This is a genomic window from Bradyrhizobium sp. CCBAU 45389 (genome assembly GCF_028128625.1).
GTDB lineage: Bacteria > Pseudomonadota > Alphaproteobacteria > Rhizobiales > Xanthobacteraceae > Bradyrhizobium > Bradyrhizobium liaoningense_B.
In genome coordinates, this window is sequence record NZ_LBIY01000097.1 from 202,215 (window position 1) to 220,312 (window position 18,098).

The following is an 18,098-nucleotide window of genomic DNA, read 5'->3' on the forward strand; positions in this document are numbered from 1 at the left end:
TGGGTCCCGGCCCCTCGCCGGGACGACGGTGCGGAGGCAATAGCGCTCCACACCACTCCATCACGCGCGGATAGACATCACGCGGTGGCCGCCACGCCCTCCGCCACCGGCCGGAAGTTCGCAAAGTCCCAGTTGCGTCCCGGCGCGGCATCCAGCAGCGCCCTGGTGTAGGCCTCCTTCGGATGCGTCAGCACTTCGGCGGCGGGGCCCTGCTCGACGACGCGGCCGTGCTGCATCACCACGACCTCGTCGCAGATCTGGGCTGCGACGCGCAAATCGTGGGTGATGAACAGGATGGCGATGCCGAGCCGCTTCTGGATCTCGTCGAGCAGTTCCAGCACCTGCGCCTGCACCGAGACGTCGAGCGCGGAGACCGCTTCGTCCGCGACCAGCACGTCCGGATCGAGCGCGAGGGCGCGGGCGATGGCAATGCGCTGGCGCTGGCCGCCGGAGAACTGGTGCGGATAGCGCGACACTGCATCGGCCGGCAGCCCAACCAGCTCGAGCAGCTCGCGGGCGCGCTTCATCGCGTCGGCATGCGAGACGCCGTAATTGATCGGGCCTTCCGCGATGCTCTCGCCGACGCTGACGCGCGGATTGAGCGAGCGGTAGGGATCCTGGAACACGATCTGGATCTTCTGCCGGTGCGGCTGCAGCAGGCGGCGCGAGATGTCGGAAATCTCGCGGCCGGCAAGGCGCACGCCGCCCGAGGTCGGATCGATCAGGCGGACGATGCAGCGCGCCACCGTCGACTTGCCCGAGCCGCTCTCGCCGACGATGCCGAGCGTGCGGCCCTTGCGCAGGGTGAGCGTGACCTTGTCGGCGGCGACGACCTCGCGGCCTTTGCCGAAGAACGCGCGCTCCTTGTAGACCTTGCTGAGGTCGTTGGCCTCGAGCACCACGGGCTCGCGGCTCTCCTCGCGCGGCGGCCGCGGCACCAGGCTCGGCACCGACGCCAGCAGGTTGCGGGTGTATTCCATGGTCGGATTGCGCAGCACGGTCTCGAGCGGACCGGTCTCGACCAGGCGGCCCTGCCGCATCACCGCGACGCGGTCGGCGATCTCGGCCACCACGCCCATGTCGTGGGTGATGAACAGCACGGCCGTGCCGTGATCGCGCTGGAGGTCGCGGATCAGGGTCAGGATCTGCTTCTGCGTGGTGACGTCGAGCGCGGTGGTCGGCTCGTCCGCGATCAGCAGCTTCGGCTCCAGCACCAGCGCCATCGCGATCATGATGCGCTGGCGCTGGCCGCCGGAGAGGCGGTGCGGGTAGGAGGCGAAGATGCGCTCGACCTGGGGCAGGCGGACCTGCTCCATCATGTCGAGGATGCGCTTCTTGCGCGCCCTCGCGTCGAGCTTGGTGTGGGCGCGCAGCACCTCGTCGATCTGGCGGCCGACCGGCACCACCGGATTGAGCGCGGTCATCGGCTCCTGGAAGATCATCGCCATCTGCGTCGCGCGGAGCTGGCGCAGGCGGCGGTCGGTCGCGGTGAGCAGCTCTTCGCCGACCAGCTTGACGCTGCCGGAGGTCGGCACCAGCGTGCCCTTCGGCAACAGGCCCATCGTGGTGAGCGAGGTCACCGACTTGCCCGAGCCGCTTTCGCCGACGAGGCACAGCGTCTCGCGTTCGCGCACCTGGATCGAGATGCCGTCGATGATGTTGGCGCCCTTCGGCTTCTTGCCGACGGAGACGACGAGGTTGTTGATGTCGAGAACAGGGTTGGTCATGCGAACTCTCTCGTCATTCCGGGGCGCGCGCAGCGCGAGCCCGGAATCCATCGGGCGTCAGTCCAGGCGTTGAAATGGATTCCGGGCTCGCGCCAAGGGGCGCGCCCCGGAATGACAGTGCCACTCGCATCACTTCCCCTCCCGCTGCTTCATGCGGGGGTCGAGGGCGTCACGGGCGGCGTCGCCGATCAGGTTGATGCTGAGGATGGCGATCGAGAGCAAAAGGCCCGGCCAGAAGATCAGCGAGGGCTTGATCTGGAAGTACTGGCGGCCCTCGGCCATGATGTTGCCCCAGGTCGGCGTCTCCGGCGAGATGCCGGCGCCGAGGAAGGAGAGGATCGCCTCGGTGAGGATCGCGGAGGCGCAGACATAGGTGCCCTGGACGATCAGCGGCGCGATCGTGTTCGGCATCAGATGGCGCCACATGATCTTCGGCAGGCTGGAGCCGACCGAGATCGCGGCCTCGACGTAAGGCTCCTCGCGTGCCGACAGCACGACCGAGCGGACCAGGCGCGCCACGCGCGGAATCTCAGGGATCGTGATCGCGATCAGCACGGTCCAGAGGCTGGCGCCGGAGAGCGACACCACGGCGATGGCGAGCAGGATGCTCGGCATCGCCATCAGGCCGTCCATGATGCGCATCATCACGGAATCGACCAGCTTGAAGAAGCCGGAGACGAGGCCGATCGAAAGGCCGATGACGATCGACAGGATCGCCGAGCCGATGCCGATCAGCAGCGAGATGCGGCCGCCATAGACCACGCGCGACAGGAGGTCGCGTCCGTAGGCGTCGGTGCCGAGCAGGAATTGCGCCGAGGCCGGTTTCAATCGCTGCGACGGCGCAAGCTGGATCGGATCATGCGGCGCGATCAGCGGCGCGAGGATCGAGATCACCACGATTAGCGCGAGCAAGACTGTTGCCGTGGCGATGATCGGCGTCGAGGTGAGGAAGCCGAAGCGCGGCCGCAGCGGCGACGTGATCGGAATGGACGACTGGGGAAGGGTATCGACTGACATATTGTTCTTGTCCTTGCCTCAGTACCGGATCCGGGGATCGAGCAGGGTGTAGGCGACGTCGATGAGGAGATTGACGACGACGTAGATCAGCGACGTCAGCAGGATCATGGCCTGGATCACCGGATAGTCGCGCGCCAGCACCGCATCCACGGTGAGGCGCCCGATGCCGGGGATGTTGAACACGCTCTCGGTGACGACGACGCCGGAGATCAGCAGCGCAAAGCCGGTGCCGACCACGGTGATCACGGGCACGGCGGCGTTGCGCAGCGCATGCCGCATCATCACGGCAACCTCGTTGATGCCTTTCGCACGCGCCGTTCGCACGTAATCTTCGCCGAGCACGTCGAGCATCGCCGCGCGCGTCATGCGCGCGATCAGCGCGATGTAGATGAAGGACAGGGCGCAGGTCGGCAGGATCATGCGCTCGAAGAACGGACCGAAGCCGTTGAAGATGCTCCGGAAGCCCTGCACCGGCACCCAGCGCAGGTCGATCGCGAAGACCTCGATCAGGACATAACCGACCACGAACACCGGCACCGAGAAGCCGAGGACCGACAGGCCCATCACGAAACGGTCGATCCAGGTGCCGTGCTTCCACGCGGCGATCACGCCTAAGGGAACTGCGACGATGACGGCGAGGATGATGGTGCACAGCGCGATCGAGATCGACGGCTCGACGCGCTGGCCGATCATCTTCATGACCGGCAGGTTGGAGATCAGCGAGGTTCCGAGGTCGCCATGCAGCAGCTTGTTCACCCATGTGATGAACTGCACGATCAGCGGCTCGTTGAGGCCGAGCGATTCGCGGATGCGCTCGAGCCGTTCCGGCGTCGCGTTGTCGCCGGCGAGGATTGCGGCGGGATCGCCCGGCGTTAGCCGCAACAGCAGGAACACGAACAGCGCGACGACGCCCATCACGGGCACCGCGGCCAGAACGCGGCGAATGAGATAACCTAGCATGCACCTATCTCCGGCTGCGGAACTTGTGGGGCCCTGGGGCGTCCGTGGATTCGATCGTGTCTATCATGCGCGCCTGTCACTCGGGCTGGAAAGCCGGCCGGAGATGCCGACTTTTCGGGGCAAATTGTGTGCCAAGGGCAGGGCGGTCGCAAGAGGCCGCCCCGCGTCCGGTCCAAACCACTCAGGATGCATGATGCAGCTCACGCTCAACCCCCAGTGAAGGCACGGTCGGCGGCGCATTGAGCCCGCGCCAGCCGTCGATGGTCCCAGCGATCATCTGCGCGGTCGCGGCCGACAGGGTCCAGCCGAGATGGCCGTGACCGGTGTTGAAGAACACGCCCGGCATCCTTCCTGCGCGCACCACCGGCATCATGTTCGGCATCATCGGGCGCAGCCCGGCCCAGGGCACGACGCGCGATGTTTCGATGGCGGGGAAGTTGCTGCGCACCCAGTCGACCAGCGGCTGCACGCGGTCGGCGCGGATGTCGCGATTGAAGTCGTTGAACTCGGCCGTGCCGGCCACACGTAAACGATCGGCACCGAGCCGGCTGGTGACGATCTTGGCGGCTTCGTCGAGCAGGCTGACGGTCGGCGTCGCGTTGCGACTCTCGGCGGTGTCGAGCTGCACGGTGATCGAGTAGCCCTTCACGGGGTAGACGTTGATGCGATCGTCGAGGAGGGCGGCGAAGTGGCGGCTGGCGACGCCGGCGCAGACCACGACCCCGTCCGCCTTCAGCATGCCGCGTGCGGAGGCGAGGGCATCGCTTGCAGCAAGATCGGCCCAGCCGAGCACGAAGCCGCTGCCGGCGCGCGCGATTGAATCGATATCGGCTTCATGGATGAAGGTCGCGCCACGCCGCTTGCAGGCGTCCGCCAGCCCGCGGGTGAACTTGTGGATATCGCCGGTCGCATCCGACGGCGTGTAGAAGCCGCCATAATACGCCTTGCGCAGCGTCGGCTCGATCGCGCGGATCTCCTCCGGCGTCACTGGACGGCGATCGAGGCCGCCTTCCTGCAGCAGCGCGTTGACGCGCAGGCCGGATTCGAAACCCGCCTTGTCGTGATAGATGTGAAGGATGCCGCGGCGCTCGAGATCGAAGTCGATGCCTTCGCGCGTTGCGATCTCGAACAGATGCTTGCGGGCTTTGATCGCAAGCCGCGTGGTCTCGATGGTGTTGGCGCGGTAGTTGCCGATGTTGGCGACGAACTCGCTCATCCACGAATATTTGTGCCAGTTTGGCCGCGGGTTCATCAGCAGCGGCGCGTCGCGCCGGAACATCCAGCGCAGGCCTTTGAGGATCGTCGCGGTGCTGTTCCACACTTCGGCATTGCTGGCGGACAGCTGTCCGCCGTTGGCGAACGATGTCTCCATCGCGGCATAACGGTGCTTGTCGAGCACCGTTACCTTGTAGCCGCGTTCGAGCAGGGCATAGGCAGTCGTCACGCCGGTGATGCCGGCGCCAATGATGGCGATATGGGTCATGGCAGGTTCGGGGCTCCCGTGAGTTAGGATAGGTCGGCCGCCGGCCAAAGGCCGTTGGCGGCGCCCCATCTGTCACGGTTACCTGAGAGCTTGATCCGCTGCGGATCACGCAACGGACTATCCCCTTCGGTGGACGCCACGATTGCCTGAAATCGCGCCGCCTCTCTCCAGATCGTCCTGACGATACAGTCCTTTTGCCTGAGAGTTTCCGGGGCGGTTGCTCCGTCGGCGTCGCAACGAAAGCTGAATACCTTCGTTGCGATCTCTCCCGCATCGTCGCGTGGACAATCGAGCAGTACGATACGCCTCATTTTTAGACAAGGCTAAATTTAGACCGCGACTGCCAACGCATTGTGCAGTGCAAGGTTGATTCAATTTATTCCAGCGTCGCCAGCAATCCCGCCATCAAGCGCCCGCGTTCGACGAGGCTATCGACCTCGATGAACTCCTCCAGCGTGTGGCCATTGCCGCCGCGCACGCCGAGGCCGTCGAGAGTCGGGATGCCCATGGCGCCGGTGAAGTTGCCGTCGGAGCCTCCGCCGGAGCTCGCATGCGGTAATTCCGCGCCAAGGGATTTGGCGATGCCGCGCGCCTTCTCATACAGCGCCATTGTGCCGGCATCCGGCTCCCAGACCGGCCGCGTCACGCCGCGTGTCACCTTGAAGGTCACGTCGTTGTTGGTGCCCGAGAGTGCCAGCATCTTTTCGACACCGCGGTCGAGATCGGCCTGGCGTTTGGCCATCGACAGCGCCTCGCCGGTGGCGGTCGTAGCAACGCAGTTCACCCACTGGCCGCCATGCACGACGCCGACCGAGAAGGTGCAGTCCTCCGTCGTCATCGCGTCGATCGCGAGAATCTGCCGCGCCATTTCGCGGATCGCCGAACGTCCCGCCGACAGCGTCGCGCCGGCGTGGCTCGGCCGTCCCGTCGCCTCGAGATTGAAGCGTGCGATGGCGTAACGTCCGGTGGTGACGCCGTTGTCGGCGCGGCCGGGCTCGGGCACCAGCACGTATTTATTGCGCGCGGCTTCCGCCTCGATGATGTCCCGGGTCGAAGGCGTGCCGACCTCTTCGTCGGGCGTGAACAGCACGGTGATCGGCAGCGGTGTCGTGAACGAGGCGCGCGCCAGCTGGCGGATCGCTTCCAGCGAGAGATAATTGCCGCCCTTCATGTCGTAGATGCCGGGGCCGTAACACTTGCTGCCCTCGCGCCGCCATTTCAGCTTCTCGATGGTGCCGACCGGGTGGACGGTATCCATGTGGCCGGCGATCAGGATGCCCGGCTCGCCCTGTTTCGGATGCGGAAAGCGCGCGCGGATCACGCCGCCGAAACCCTGGCGGCCGGCGATGCGTTCGATCGTCGCACCCATGATCGCCATGTCCCGCGCCGCGATATCGAGCATGCGGTTCACCGCGTTCGCGTCCCAGGTCGGGCTTTCGCATTCCACCCAGGTGCGCAGGCCCTCGAGCATGGCCTCGGAATCGAAGGGAAGATTGGCTGGATTCATCTCAATGTCTCTCAAGCTGCGAAAGATGGAACGCGCATTGCATCGGCGCGCGGCAGGACAAGCGGAGAGCGTTGTAGAGCTAAACCGATCTTTGTGGAGCCCGTGCGCGCGCCGCGAGGGCTTGCGACGAAACCGGATTGACGCGCTCAACACTGTCTGCAAGTCTCGAAAAGATAAAGGCATTGCATGAGGTTAGTTCGCCCAAGGAACGAACCGGATGCTCAACCAATAACCTGCCTTTGAACAGTTTCACGTCAGGAGAAACTTTTTATGTCCAACTTCATGCGCCGGGGGCCTCGCGCGCTCGCCTCCAAACTTGCGCTGTCGGTCGTCGCGCTTTCAACGGCGCTGGCCTCGCCAGTGCTTGCGGCCGGCAAGACCCTTACCGCCGTGATGCATTCCGACCTTCGCATCATCGACCCGATCTTCACCACGGCCTACATCACGCGTGACCATGGCTACATGGTCTACGACACGCTGGTGGCCCCCGATTCGAATTTCAAGATCCAGCCGCAGATGGCGGACTGGAAGATCTCCGATGACAAGCTGACCTACACCTTCACGCTGCGCGACGGCCTGAAATGGCATGACGGCGCGCCCGTGACGGCGGAAGACTGCGTCGCCTCGCTCAAGCGCTGGGCCGCGGTCGACGGCATGGGCCAGAAGCTCATGGACTTCACGGCGAGCATCGAGGCGACCGACGCCAAGACCATCACGCTGAAGCTGAAGGAGCCCTACGGCCTCGTCCTCGACTCCATCGGCAAGCCGTCCTCGCGCGTCGCCTTCATGATGCCGAAGCGTCTCGCCGAGGTGCCGCCGGACAAGCAGATTCCCGAGCAGATCGGCTCGGGCCCCTTCAAGTTCGTGCAGGGTGAATTCCAGCCGGGCGTGAAGGCGGTCTACGTCAAGAACACCGATTACGTGCCGCGCAAGGAGCCGGCGAGCTGGACCTCCGGCGGCAAGGTGGTGAAGGTCGACCGCGTCGAGTGGATCACGATGCCGGACTCGCAGACCGCGGTGAATGCGCTGCAGTCGGGCGACATCGACTTCATGGAAAACCTGCCCTACGACATGCTGCCGGTGCTGGAAGCGAACAAGGAGCTCACGATCGAGGTCTCCAACAAGTTCGGTTTCCAGACCCTCGGCCGCATGAACTTCCTCTATCCGCCGTTCGACAACGTGAAGGTGCGCCGCGCGGCCCTGCTGGCGATGAACCAGAAGGACGTTCTCGACGCGCTCGTCGGCAACGCCAAGTACCAGAAGATCTGCGGCGCGTTCTTCATCTGCGACACGCCGCTGGCGACCGATGTCGGCGCCGAAACCCTGGTCAAGGGCAACGGCATGGCGGAAGCCAAGAAGGCGCTTGCCGAGTCCGGCTATGACGGCACCCCGGTCGTGGTGATGGCGCCTGGCGACGTCACGACGCTGAAGGCGCAGCCGATCGTGGCCGCCCAGCTGCTGCGCGAGGCCGGCTTCAAGGTCGACCTGCAGGCGACCGACTGGCAGACGGTGGTGAGCCGCCGCGCCAGCCAGAAGCCGCCGAAGGAAGGCGGCTGGAACATGTTCTTCACCAACTGGGTCGCGGCCGACGTCGCCAACCCGATCGCCAATCTCTCGATCGGCGGCCAGGGCAAGAAGGGCTGGTTCGGCTGGGCGGAAGACGCCAAGATCGAGCAGCTCAAGGACGCCTTCGTCCGCGCGCCCTCGATCGACGAGCAGAAGAAGATCGCAGCCGACATCCAGAAGGAAGCCTACGAGCAGGTGATCTACATCCCGCTCGGGCAGTACCTGCTGCCGAGCGGCTGGCGCAAATCGCTCACCGGCGTGCTCGACGGCCCGGCGACGCCGCTGTTCTGGAACGTCGACAAGTCCGAGTAAGGGGAAGGCGCGCCATCGCGCCTTCTCGACCATCGCGCGGCGCCGCTGTCATCAGCGGCGCCGCTTGCCGGGAGAACTGCCAAGAGCACTACCAAGAAGACTGCCAACAGAACTGCCAGGAGAACTTCGATGTTCGAAATGATGCGCCGGGGACGTCTTGCCTTCGCCTCCAAACTTGCACTTTCGGTCGTGGCACTTTCGGCACTGGCATCGCCAGCTCTTGCCGCGGGCAAGACCATCACCGCCGTGATGCATTCGGATCTGCGCATCCTCGATCCGATCTTCACCAGCGCCTATATCTCGCGCGACCATGGCTACATGGTCTACGACACGCTGATCGCGACGGATTCGAACTTCAAGAGCCAGCCGCAGATGGCGGATTGGAAGATCTCCGACGACAAGCTGACCTACACCTTCACGCTCCGCGACGGCCTGAAGTGGCATGACGGCACGCCCGTCACCGCGGAAGATTGCGTCGCCTCCCTGAAGCGCTGGGCTCAAGTCGACGGGATGGGGCAGCAGATGATGCTGTTCACCGCGAGCATCGAGGCGACCGACCCAAAGACCATCACGCTGAAGCTGAAGGAGCCGTACGCGCTCGTGCTGGAATCGATCGGCAAGCCGTCCTCGCGGGTCGCTTTCATGATGCCGAAGCGTCTTGCCGAAACGCCGGTGGACAAGCAGATCCCCGAGCAGATCGGCTCCGGCCCGTTCAAGTTCGTGCAGGGTGAATTCCAGCCCGGGGTGAAGTCGGTCTACGTCAAGAACACCGACTATGTGCCGCGCAAGGAGCCGGCGAACTGGACCACCGGCGGCAAGGTGGTGAAGGTCGACCGCGTCGAATGGCTTACGATGCCGGACTCGCAGACGGCGTTGAACGCGCTGCAGTCGGGTGACGTCGATTTCATGGAATATCCCGCCATCGAAATGTTGCCCGCCATCGAAGCCGACAAGGAGCTCAAGATCGAGATCCTGAACAAGTTCGGATTCCAGACGGGCGCGCGGATGAACTTCCTTCATCCGCCGTTCGACAACGTCAAGGTCCGCCGCGCCGCATTCCTGGCGATCAAGCAGAAGGACGTGCTCGATGCGCTGATCGGCAACCCCAAATACTACAAGACTTGTGCTGCGGCCTTCATTTGCGACACGCCGTTCGCGACGGACATTGGCGGCGAGACCCTCGCGAAGGGCGGCGACATGGCTGCGGCCAGGAAGGCGCTCGCCGAGTCCGGTTACGACGGGACCCCGGTCGTGCTGATGGCGCCGGGCGACGTGCTGCTGCTGAAGGCTCAACCGATCGTGGTGGCTCAGCAGCTGCGCGAAGCCGGCTTCAAGGTCGACCTGCAGGCGACCGACTGGCAGACGGTGGTGAGCCGGCGCGCCAGCCAAAAGCCCCCGAAGGAGGGCGGCTGGAACATGTTCATCACCAACTGGGTCAGCGCCGACGTGGACAACCCGATCTCCAACGTCGCCGTCGGCGGCCAGGGCAGGAAGGGCGGCTGGTTCGGCTGGGCGGAGGACGCCAAGATCGAGCAACTCAAGGACGCCTTCGTTCGCGCGAGCTCGGCGGAGGATCGCAAGAAGATCGCGACCGAGATCCAGAAGGAAGCCTATGACCAGGTGCTTTACATGCCGCTGGGTCAATATCAGGCGCCGAGCGCGTGGCGGAAGTCGCTTACGGGTGTGATCGACGGCCCGGCGACTCCGGTGTTCTGGAACATCGACAAGTCGGAATAGGCTGTCGCCTGCATCCGAAAAAAAAACGGCGCCGCGGGTCTCCGCGGCGCCGTTTTCCATGGCGCAATACTTCTTTGATCCGCCTCTAGCAGTGGCTGTCGCGCACCTGCTCGAGCCCTTCACTCGCGAATGGCAGACTTGTGTCCGGCCGTTCCTCGGAATGCCCTGGCTGTGGAGCGGGTTGCTCCACTTTCCACGCGGGCTGATCCGGCTTCTTCTTTGGTTCCATCTCGCCATCCTCTCGATTGCTGCAGGACAACATGGAGGCGGCGGGGAAGTTCCTCACGTCACGGGACGATGATGCGGCTTGAACAGCCGTCCCTTCTCCACCACCAGAACGATTCCGAGCGCAGCCAGCGTCGACAGGAAGAAGCCGACCGAGAACGGCAGCAGCGTGCCGTCGAAGCTCTGGCCGATCGCCATGCCGACCACGATGCCGATCAGGGTCGTGATCGAGCCGTAGAGCGACGACGCGGTACCGGCGATGTGGCCCTGCGGCTCCATGGCGAGCGCAGTGAAGTTGGCGACCATCATGCCGAACGAGAACATCATCAGCGCCGAGAGCACCATGAACAACGCGAGCGGCAGCACGCCGAGGATCTCCGTCAGCAGCATCACGCCCGCCACCACGGTGTAGAGCGTCAGCGCGCCGTGCGAGATCACGCGCATGCCGAGCCGTCCGACCAGCTGCGAATTGAGGAATCCGGCCACAGCCGTGCCGGCCGCGATCGCGGCGAAGGCGAGCGGAAAGTAGTGACCGAGATGGTAGACGCCGGTGAAGACCTGCTGGGCGCAGAACACGTAGGCGAAGAGGGCGCCGATGACGCTGCCGGCAGCCGTCGCGTAGCCGATGGTCTGGCGGTTGGTCACGGTCTGGCGGAAGGCCGAGAGCACGTCGGCGGGCGCCAGCGACCGGCGCTCCGATTCGGGAAGCGTTTCAGGCAGCCGCAGCACGCACCATGCGAGCGCGAGCAGGCCGTAGAGCATCAGCACGACGAAGATGCCGCGCCAGGCCGTCACCAGCAGCACCGCCTGTCCGAATGACGGCGCGATCACGGGCACCGCGATGAATACCATCATCGCCAGCGACATCACGCTCGCCATGCGGCGGCCGACATAGCAGTCGCGCACGATCGAGGTCGCGATCACGCGCGTTGCCGAGGTGCCGAGCCCCTGCAGCGCGCGCGCCAGCAGCAGCGTCTCGAACGAGGGCGCGGCGACCGCCAGCACGCTCGCGACCGCATAGACCGCCATGCCGCCGAGCAGCACCGGACGGCGGCCGAATCGGTCCGACAACGGGCCCATGACGAACTGGCCGACGCCGAAGCCGATCAGGAAGGTCGACAGCACCAGCTGGAGGTGATTGGCGACGGGAATCTTGAATGCCGCCCCGATATTGGGCAGCGCCGGCAGCATCATATCCATCGCGAGCGGATTCAGCGCCATGATGGACGCGATCACGATGACAAATTCGGGAAAACCCATGGGCCGGTGTCCCGAGGACACCCAATCGTCGGCATTGACGTCGGACAAGAAGCTCACCTCTGAAATTCAGGGCTTTTTCTAACGTCCATGCTGCGACGCACAACCCATGTTTCGGGATGGCTGTCAGGCAGGGGCGGGGCGGACACGAGTTGGTGAGGTAGCCCGTCACTCCCGCCGTCCCAGCCGCGCGCCGGCAACCAGCCATTCACCATAAGATCGCGGACGGCGCACCGGGGAGATGAATCCGAAACTCATCCTGTCCATTGTGGCCTGACGGCGTGCTGCGGCAGGCGCCCCGGAACCCGGCAAGACAAGGTATTTCGCAGTGTCCGACGTAGCACGATGGTTGGGCCCCTCGGTCGACATGACGGCACGGCGAAACACCTGGCTTGCCTGGCTGATCGGGCTGACGGCGCTGCTGGTGCTCGGCAATCTCGTCAGCGACGGCACGCTTCCCCTGAATTACGGCTGGGACGTTCGCGTCAATTGCGCCGCGGTCGATGCCTATGCCAATGGGCTCGATCCCTACTTCGTCAAGAACCTGAAGGGCACCAGGTTCTCCTACCCCTATCTGCCTGTGACGCTCGATGTGTTTCGCCCCGTGTGCGCCGGCGGCGTCCTCGTCGCTCATCACATGGGCGTCTATCTCGTGCTCGGCGTGCTCTGCGGCCTGCTCCTGCCGGGGCTTGGCCGGACGCGAGCTACCCCGCGCGACGTTGCGCTCAGGCTGCTCTGCGTGTTCGGCGCGTTCATCGGCTTCGAATGGGTCTGGGCGTCCGGGAATTTCGCCATCCTGGGCGGCCTGCTGACCGCGGTCGCGCTGAGGCTCCTGCTTCGCCCGACGGCATCCGCCGCTGAGGATCGCGGCTTCGCCTTGCGCGCCGGCGGCGCCGCGCTGCTAGGTCTCGTGACCTCGTTCAAGCTGGTGTTCTGTCCCGTGATCGCCGCGCTCTATTTCCTGCCGCTGCCGCGCGCGCGCAAGCTGGCGCTGATCGCGGTGGCCGCGTTCGGCTTCGCATTGCCGATCCTGATCTCGAAGCTGTTCTACGGCGACCTGTTCGCGAGCTGGGTGGGTGTGCTAACGAAGCAGATCCCCGATCAGCATGCCGTCGAGCTCATGGAAACCAATCCGTCGCTGCTGCTGCTGGCGCGCAGCCTCCTGGAGCAGGTCGGCCTCGGCGACAGCAAGCCGGCGATGTTCGCGACCTATGCGCTCGCAGCACTCGCGCTCGTGCTCGTGCCGTTCGTGCTATCCGTCCTGCGCGCGGTCGGCAGCGGACCGGTTCGGGCAGGGGGATCGCTTTTGACGCGGCTCGACCGCTGGCTGATCGACCATCCCCACGTGGCCGCGCGCATCACCGTGCTCGCGATGTTTGCGCTCTATGTCAGCTCGCCGCGCCTCAAGGAATATGCCTTCTTCGAGCTCGCGGTCTATGCCGCGGTTCTCATCGCCGACCTTCCGGCCTTGGCGCTCGCCGCCATGCTCACCGTCGGCTTCCTCGCTCCCGGCCTGGTCTCGATCACGGGGCACACGGTGGAGGGCGGCTTTGTCCTCCTCATCGTCGCGCTGCTGTGCTTCTGGATCCTGCTGCTCGATTTTCGCGCGGAGCCGATGCGTCTTGAGACGCAGGACGCGCGTTCATGACGAGCCTCGCCTCGTCCGCAGATGCTGGATCTCTGGCCGCGAACGCGTCGGGAAGCCGCTGGCTGACCTGGTTGATCCTGCTTGCGGCGGCGCTTGTCGCCATGTCCGTCACCGTCGACCTCGCCGCGGAGAATACCTTTGGCTGGGACGTGCGGATCAATTGCGCCGCGGTGGACGCTCACCTCCAGGGGCTCGATCCCTATTTCGTCAAGAACCTGAAGGATACGAAGCTTTCTTACCCGTACCTTCCGGTGACCCTCGACGCCTTTCGGCCGCTCTGCACCGGCGATTTTCTCGTCGCCCATTACAAGCCGATCTATCTTGTCCTCGCGGTGATCTGCGCGCTGCTGCTGCCCGGCCCCAGCACGACCAAACGGCGCTGGCAAGACGCCGTGCTGCGGGCCGTCATCGTGCTCGGTGGTTTCCTCGGCTTCGACTGGGTGGTTGCGACCGGTAATTTCGAGATCCTGAGCGGCCTGCTGACGGCGGCGTCGCTCGCATTGTTGCTGCGTCCCGTGCAATCCGGGGAGCAGCGGGACGCGAGCCTCGTGCCGCAGCTCGCCGGTGCGGCCGTGCTCGGCCTCGTCACCGCCTTCAAGCTGGTGTTCCTGCCGATCCTCGCAGCGCTCTATTTCCTGCCGCAGCCGAGACGTCGCAAGCTGCTTCTGATCGCGGTGGCGGCGGGCATGTTCGGCCTGCCGATCCTGGTTTCGCTGACGTTCTATCCGGATCTGTCGCGGAGCTGGCTCAGCGCGATCACCGGCCAGATTCCCGGACAGCATTCGCCCGCAAGCGAGGTCAATCCGTCGCTGCTGCTGATTGCCTCGACACTTGCAGGCCAAATTGGACTTGCCGGCAGCAAGCTGTTCGTCGTCGGCCTCTATGGGCTCATCGCGATCACGCTCGTGCTCGCGCCGTTCGCAGTCTCGGTGTGGCGCATGGTCAGGCCACAGGGGCGCACCGGCAAGGCCTCGCTGCTTCAGGTGCTCGACGACTGGCTGATGGATCATCCGGGCGCGGCGATGCGCATCACCGTGCTTGCGATGTACGCACTCTATCTCTGCACGCCCAGACCGAAGGAGTACACCTTCTTCCAGGTGGCGCTCTACGCGGCCGTCCTTGTCGTCGACCTGCCTGCGGTGATGATGGTCGCCGCGCTCGCGGTTGCGGTCGCCATTCCGATCCTGGCGTCAGCCTCGGTTACCGCGTTCATGGGCGGGTACGGCCAGCTCACGCTGGCGCTGATCTGCTTCTGGATCCTGCTTGCGCATCAACCGCAGCGGACGTGATCCTATCTCGACGCGGCCGCGTTCGCGCCCTCGGGCGAGGAGGCCGGCGGCGCGGTGTAGAGGCTCATATAGGCGCCGGTGTAGTCTTCTCTCCAGCCCCTCTGGCCGACGAGGAACTGCCGCAGCTCGTCATGTGCTCTGACCCAGAGCACCGCATCGATCTTGTATGTCTTGATCACCGTGTCCCAGGCGGCCTCGTCGATATCCCAGCGCACCAGCTTGAGATAGTCGCGGAGCAGCTCGTCCGGATAGGCGGTCGCGGCACGGCCGTCCACGAACAGGGGCACGGAGCCGTGGGTGCGGAAGATCAGCAGCCCGCCGGAATTCCAGTGGTTCAGCACGCGCGAATGCGTGGAATGCGCGAGCAGATAGTTGGCATCCTCATCCGAGAGCATCTCCGGCAGCGCCAGCGCCGGTCGCACCTGCAGGAAGCTGAGCGGCAGCACGAAGACACCGATGATCCCCGCCGCCAGCATCGCGCCGCGGATGTCGAGCCTCGCCAGGCGCTCGGGCAGCAGGCGGTCGACATGCAGCGCCATCGGGACCGCCGAGAAGATGAAGAAGAAGGCGATGTACCTGAACTGGTAGAGGCCCAGGAACAGGAACAGCCATGCCAAGAGGCGCGGCTCCACCGGAATGGGTCTCGAGTTTCGGTAGCGCAGCTCGAGCGCAATGAAGGTCAAGGCATAGGCGATGGCGGGAATGCTTCCGGGCAGCTCCATGTTGTGGAAGTAGGGACGCCACTCGCCGATATTGGCCTGGATGAAATGGCCGAGCGTCGCCATCACGCCGTCGTAGATGTGCCATCCCAGCGGATTGACGAAGATCGCGGCGAAGCATCCGATGCCCGCGAGGCAATAATTCCTGAAGTTGGTCCAGTCGCGTCGAAGCAAGGCGACGCCGGCGAAGACGCCGATGATCGGAAAGGCGAGCATGAAGCCGCCATGCAGATTGACCCACAGCACCATCATCGCCGGCAACAGGAACCATCTGCGCCGCTGCAGGCATTCCCCGTAGAAGATCACCGCGAACAGCATGGTCGCGATATTCGGCGATGCCGCCAGATACGTGTTGGGCGCCGCCTCGTAGCAGGGGTAGAGCAGGCACGCGGCGAAGACGGTGATGCAAACCGCCGGGACCGACGCACCGCTGCGCAAGCCGCATGAGGTGAGATATCCGACGATGACCGCGCCGCAGGCGACGACCATCAGGACGATCCCGGCAAGGCCGGTGTGCTGATAAAGCACGCTGGCAATCACGTCCCAGAGCCACGACAGATTGTACCAGCGCTTGTCTGCGAGCGTGAACGCCCATGGATCCTGAAACGGGATCTCGCCGCGCTCCCTGATGAGGTCTCCGGCGGCGATGTGCCAGCCGAGGTCATAATGGCTGAGCTGGACCGGCCCGTTCGAAATGTAGAACACCGACAGGAATGCGATCAGGACAAGGTAGATCTCACGCCCGTGCAGGTAGCGTCCGAGCGCCGTGGGCGCCCCGCCAATCCCTGACCGGGACCAATTCTCGCGCGCGTCCATGAAAACTCTCACCATCGAAGCCGGCGCTGCAGGCCTTGGCGTTTGCCCTGACATCCGCGGCGACGGCCGGCAGACGTGGTTCGATTTAGGGGAGGACGGTCTAAGGTCGAGTAAAGGCCGGTTGTATCCGGCGGGTTCCGCAAGGAGAGGGGCGGGTTGGTAAACGAATGGTTGCCCGCGCCGGCTTGTTGGGCTCAGTCCCCCCTAGAAATTGCACTACCAGACGTTGATAAGAGGTTTGAGCATGGTGTATTTCCCGATATTCGCAGCGGGGGGCGAATAGACATGAATATATTTGCTGGCATAGTCTTGATTGCATTAGGGGCAACCATGCTCTTGATGCCCCATGGGACCGCGACTTCGCAGGACCCTCCGCCGCCGCTTATGCTGGTCGGTTTGGCAGTCGTTGCGGTCGGAGTGTTAACGATACTTCGCGCGAGACGGGGGCAAGCGGTGCCGGCTGCAACACAGTCGACGGCTTTCGTTGCGGTGCCCCTGTATCACGCTTCACTCGCCGGAGGACCGCCTATCGCCATCTCGAATGAGAGCCAGCTGGCAGCACCGCAGAATCCGGAGAGACAACAGGCGATCGCTGACAAATCCTCCCCCACAACTCAAACGTGGACTGGAGCGGCATGGGAGGCATTTAAGGCCGCCATCCAGTATGACTTCTTCCTGCCGCTCGGCGTTGTGGGTAAGCCCGCTAGCGCCGCGAAGAGAGCACTCGCGGGAATTCTTGGCGCTACCTCATTCTTCGCCGCTGTTGGTCTATATAAGTTTACGTTCAATGGACCAGCGATCGTTACCGCACTAGCCCTGGGCCTGCAAAACGTGATTTCTGCTTTTGCTGTGCCGCTCTTCTGGATCGTGCTTTCGGCGGTGCTGCTGCTTTTCAATGATCGAAAGGCAGACTTTGCGAACGCATTCCGTACAGCTTTCCTTTTGAACATATTTCTTTACACCGTCGGCAAGCTCTACAGCCTCTTTTCTTGAACGTATAATCGCAATTTGGGTAGGAGCCGTCGTTCGCCTGGGCCGTGACTGTCAAGCGCGGTACCTCAGGCAATGAATGTAGGAACCTCAAGCAGGGGCAACATTGCGCTAGGCGTTGCCGTCAGCTCTGATGGTGCGGGCAGCCGGGGTCGAACCGGCACAGCGCTTGCGCACCGAGGGATTTTAAGTCCCTTGCGTCTACCAATTCCGCCATGCCCGCTTGATCCAACGAGATCAAACACTTAAGTCCACCTGCGGCCGTCTGGAATTGGCGTTTTGCGGCCCGGCGGGTGTTCTTCCTTAAGCGAGCCGGGCGCACAAGGCAAAGCCTCAATCCGGACATCTGTTGCTGCTTTAGGCATTCTCAATCCACGGGGACTATTCATCCGGCATGGCTGCTTCGCTTTCCGCTTCCCTGCGCTTCTGCGGCGCGCTTCTCGTGCTGCTCGCGGGCGGCGCGACCCTGGCCGGCTGCGCCGGCATCAGCGAGACGGTCGCGCCGGCCTTTGCCGATCCCGCCAGGTACGATCTGTACGATTGCAAGCAGCTCGAGAGCGAGCGCAAGGCGCTCGCCGGTCGCACGACCGATTTGCAGAGACTGATGGATAAGGCGCAGACCGGGGCCGGCGGGGCCGTCGTGTCCGAGCTCGCCTATCGCAACGACTACGTCGCGGTGCGCGGGCAGGCGCAGCTCGTCGAAGACGCCTGGCGCCGCAACAGGTGCCGGGAGACGCCGCCCGATGCAAAACCGCAGGCCTCGACCCCACAGCGGCCCGAGATCAAGCCGGCTCCGACGAGACCCGGCAGCGCCGCGCGCTGAGCCGGCTCGACTGCACGCACCT

13 protein-coding genes, 1 tRNA gene and 2 riboswitches are annotated in these 18,098 nt (G+C 64.4%); of the genes, 6 read left to right on the forward strand and 8 right to left on the reverse strand.

Annotated elements, in window-relative coordinates:
• Window positions 1-77: 77 nt before the first annotated feature.
• From XH79_RS33820 to XH79_RS33840, 5 genes are all read right to left on the reverse strand, one after another.
• Window positions 78-1,727, reverse strand: coding sequence for an ABC transporter ATP-binding protein (locus tag XH79_RS33820; RefSeq protein WP_271584482.1), 1,650 nt, complete (start codon window positions 1,725-1,727; stop codon window positions 78-80).
• Between the two features lie 129 nt (window positions 1,728-1,856).
• Complete coding sequence (locus XH79_RS33825) at window positions 1,857-2,744, reverse strand: ABC transporter permease (protein WP_271584483.1); 888 nt, start codon at window positions 2,742-2,744, stop codon at window positions 1,857-1,859.
• Window positions 2,745-2,762: 18 nt separating this feature from the next.
• A complete protein-coding gene (locus XH79_RS33830; protein WP_271584484.1) occupies window positions 2,763-3,704 on the reverse strand; it encodes an ABC transporter permease in 942 nt (313 codons plus the stop codon).
• A gap of 181 nt (window positions 3,705-3,885) precedes the next feature.
• Window positions 3,886-5,187, reverse strand: a complete 1,302-nt coding sequence (locus XH79_RS33835) for a D-amino acid dehydrogenase (RefSeq protein WP_271584485.1) — start codon at window positions 5,185-5,187, stop codon at window positions 3,886-3,888.
• 67 nt (window positions 5,188-5,254) lie between these two features.
• A riboswitch (glycine riboswitch) is annotated at window positions 5,255-5,360 on the reverse strand.
• A 3-nt stretch (window positions 5,361-5,363) separates the two neighbouring features.
• Window positions 5,364-5,468: riboswitch (glycine riboswitch) on the reverse strand.
• Between the two features lie 95 nt (window positions 5,469-5,563).
• Window positions 5,564-6,694, reverse strand: a complete 1,131-nt coding sequence (locus tag XH79_RS33840; RefSeq protein WP_271584486.1) for a M20/M25/M40 family metallo-hydrolase — start codon at window positions 6,692-6,694, stop codon at window positions 5,564-5,566.
• A 270-nt stretch (window positions 6,695-6,964) separates the two neighbouring features.
• On the opposite strand from XH79_RS33840, the gene XH79_RS33845 reads away from it, so the two are divergent.
• Both XH79_RS33845 and XH79_RS33850 read left to right on the forward strand, forming a co-directional pair.
• The gene (locus XH79_RS33845) at window positions 6,965-8,572 is read left to right on the forward strand and encodes an ABC transporter substrate-binding protein (RefSeq protein ID WP_271584487.1); all 1,608 of its coding nucleotides are present in this window, start codon (window positions 6,965-6,967) and stop codon (window positions 8,570-8,572) included.
• A gap of 129 nt (window positions 8,573-8,701) precedes the next feature.
• Window positions 8,702-10,309 (forward strand): ABC transporter substrate-binding protein, encoded by a 1,608-nt coding sequence (locus tag XH79_RS33850; protein WP_271584488.1) that lies wholly within the window; start codon window positions 8,702-8,704, stop codon window positions 10,307-10,309.
• Window positions 10,310-10,591: 282 nt separating this feature from the next.
• Here XH79_RS33850 and XH79_RS33855 read toward each other — a convergent pair whose 3' ends face one another.
• Window positions 10,592-11,842 carry a multidrug effflux MFS transporter gene (locus tag XH79_RS33855; protein WP_271584489.1) on the reverse strand — a complete coding sequence of 417 codons (1,251 nt, stop codon included), beginning with the start codon at window positions 11,840-11,842 and terminating at the stop codon, window positions 10,592-10,594.
• Between the two features lie 277 nt (window positions 11,843-12,119).
• On the opposite strand from XH79_RS33855, the gene XH79_RS33860 reads away from it, so the two are divergent.
• Window positions 12,120-13,439, forward strand: a complete 1,320-nt coding sequence (locus XH79_RS33860; protein ID WP_271584490.1) for a hypothetical protein — start codon at window positions 12,120-12,122, stop codon at window positions 13,437-13,439.
• The gene (locus XH79_RS33865; protein ID WP_271584491.1) at window positions 13,436-14,728 is read left to right on the forward strand and encodes a hypothetical protein; all 1,293 of its coding nucleotides are present in this window, start codon (window positions 13,436-13,438) and stop codon (window positions 14,726-14,728) included. Before XH79_RS33860 ends, XH79_RS33865 begins: the two co-directional genes overlap by 4 nt.
• Before the next feature lie 2 nt (window positions 14,729-14,730).
• On the opposite strand, the gene XH79_RS33870 is transcribed toward XH79_RS33865, so the two are convergent.
• The gene (locus XH79_RS33870) at window positions 14,731-16,263 is read right to left on the reverse strand and encodes a hypothetical protein (RefSeq protein ID WP_271584492.1); all 1,533 of its coding nucleotides are present in this window, start codon (window positions 16,261-16,263) and stop codon (window positions 14,731-14,733) included.
• A 285-nt stretch (window positions 16,264-16,548) separates the two neighbouring features.
• Between XH79_RS33870 and XH79_RS33875 the strand changes: the two genes are divergently transcribed.
• Entirely contained in the window at window positions 16,549-17,256 is a 708-nt protein-coding gene (locus XH79_RS33875; protein WP_212343273.1) for a hypothetical protein, read from the forward strand.
• A gap of 131 nt (window positions 17,257-17,387) precedes the next feature.
• Here the strand turns inward: XH79_RS33875 and XH79_RS33880 are convergent.
• Window positions 17,388-17,476: transfer RNA gene (locus XH79_RS33880), tRNA-Leu, on the reverse strand.
• 171 nt (window positions 17,477-17,647) lie between these two features.
• Between XH79_RS33880 and XH79_RS33885 the strand changes: the two genes are divergently transcribed.
• Window positions 17,648-18,076, forward strand: a complete 429-nt coding sequence (locus XH79_RS33885; protein ID WP_271584493.1) for a twin-arginine translocation pathway signal — start codon at window positions 17,648-17,650, stop codon at window positions 18,074-18,076.
• Window positions 18,077-18,098: the final 22 nt, after the last annotated feature.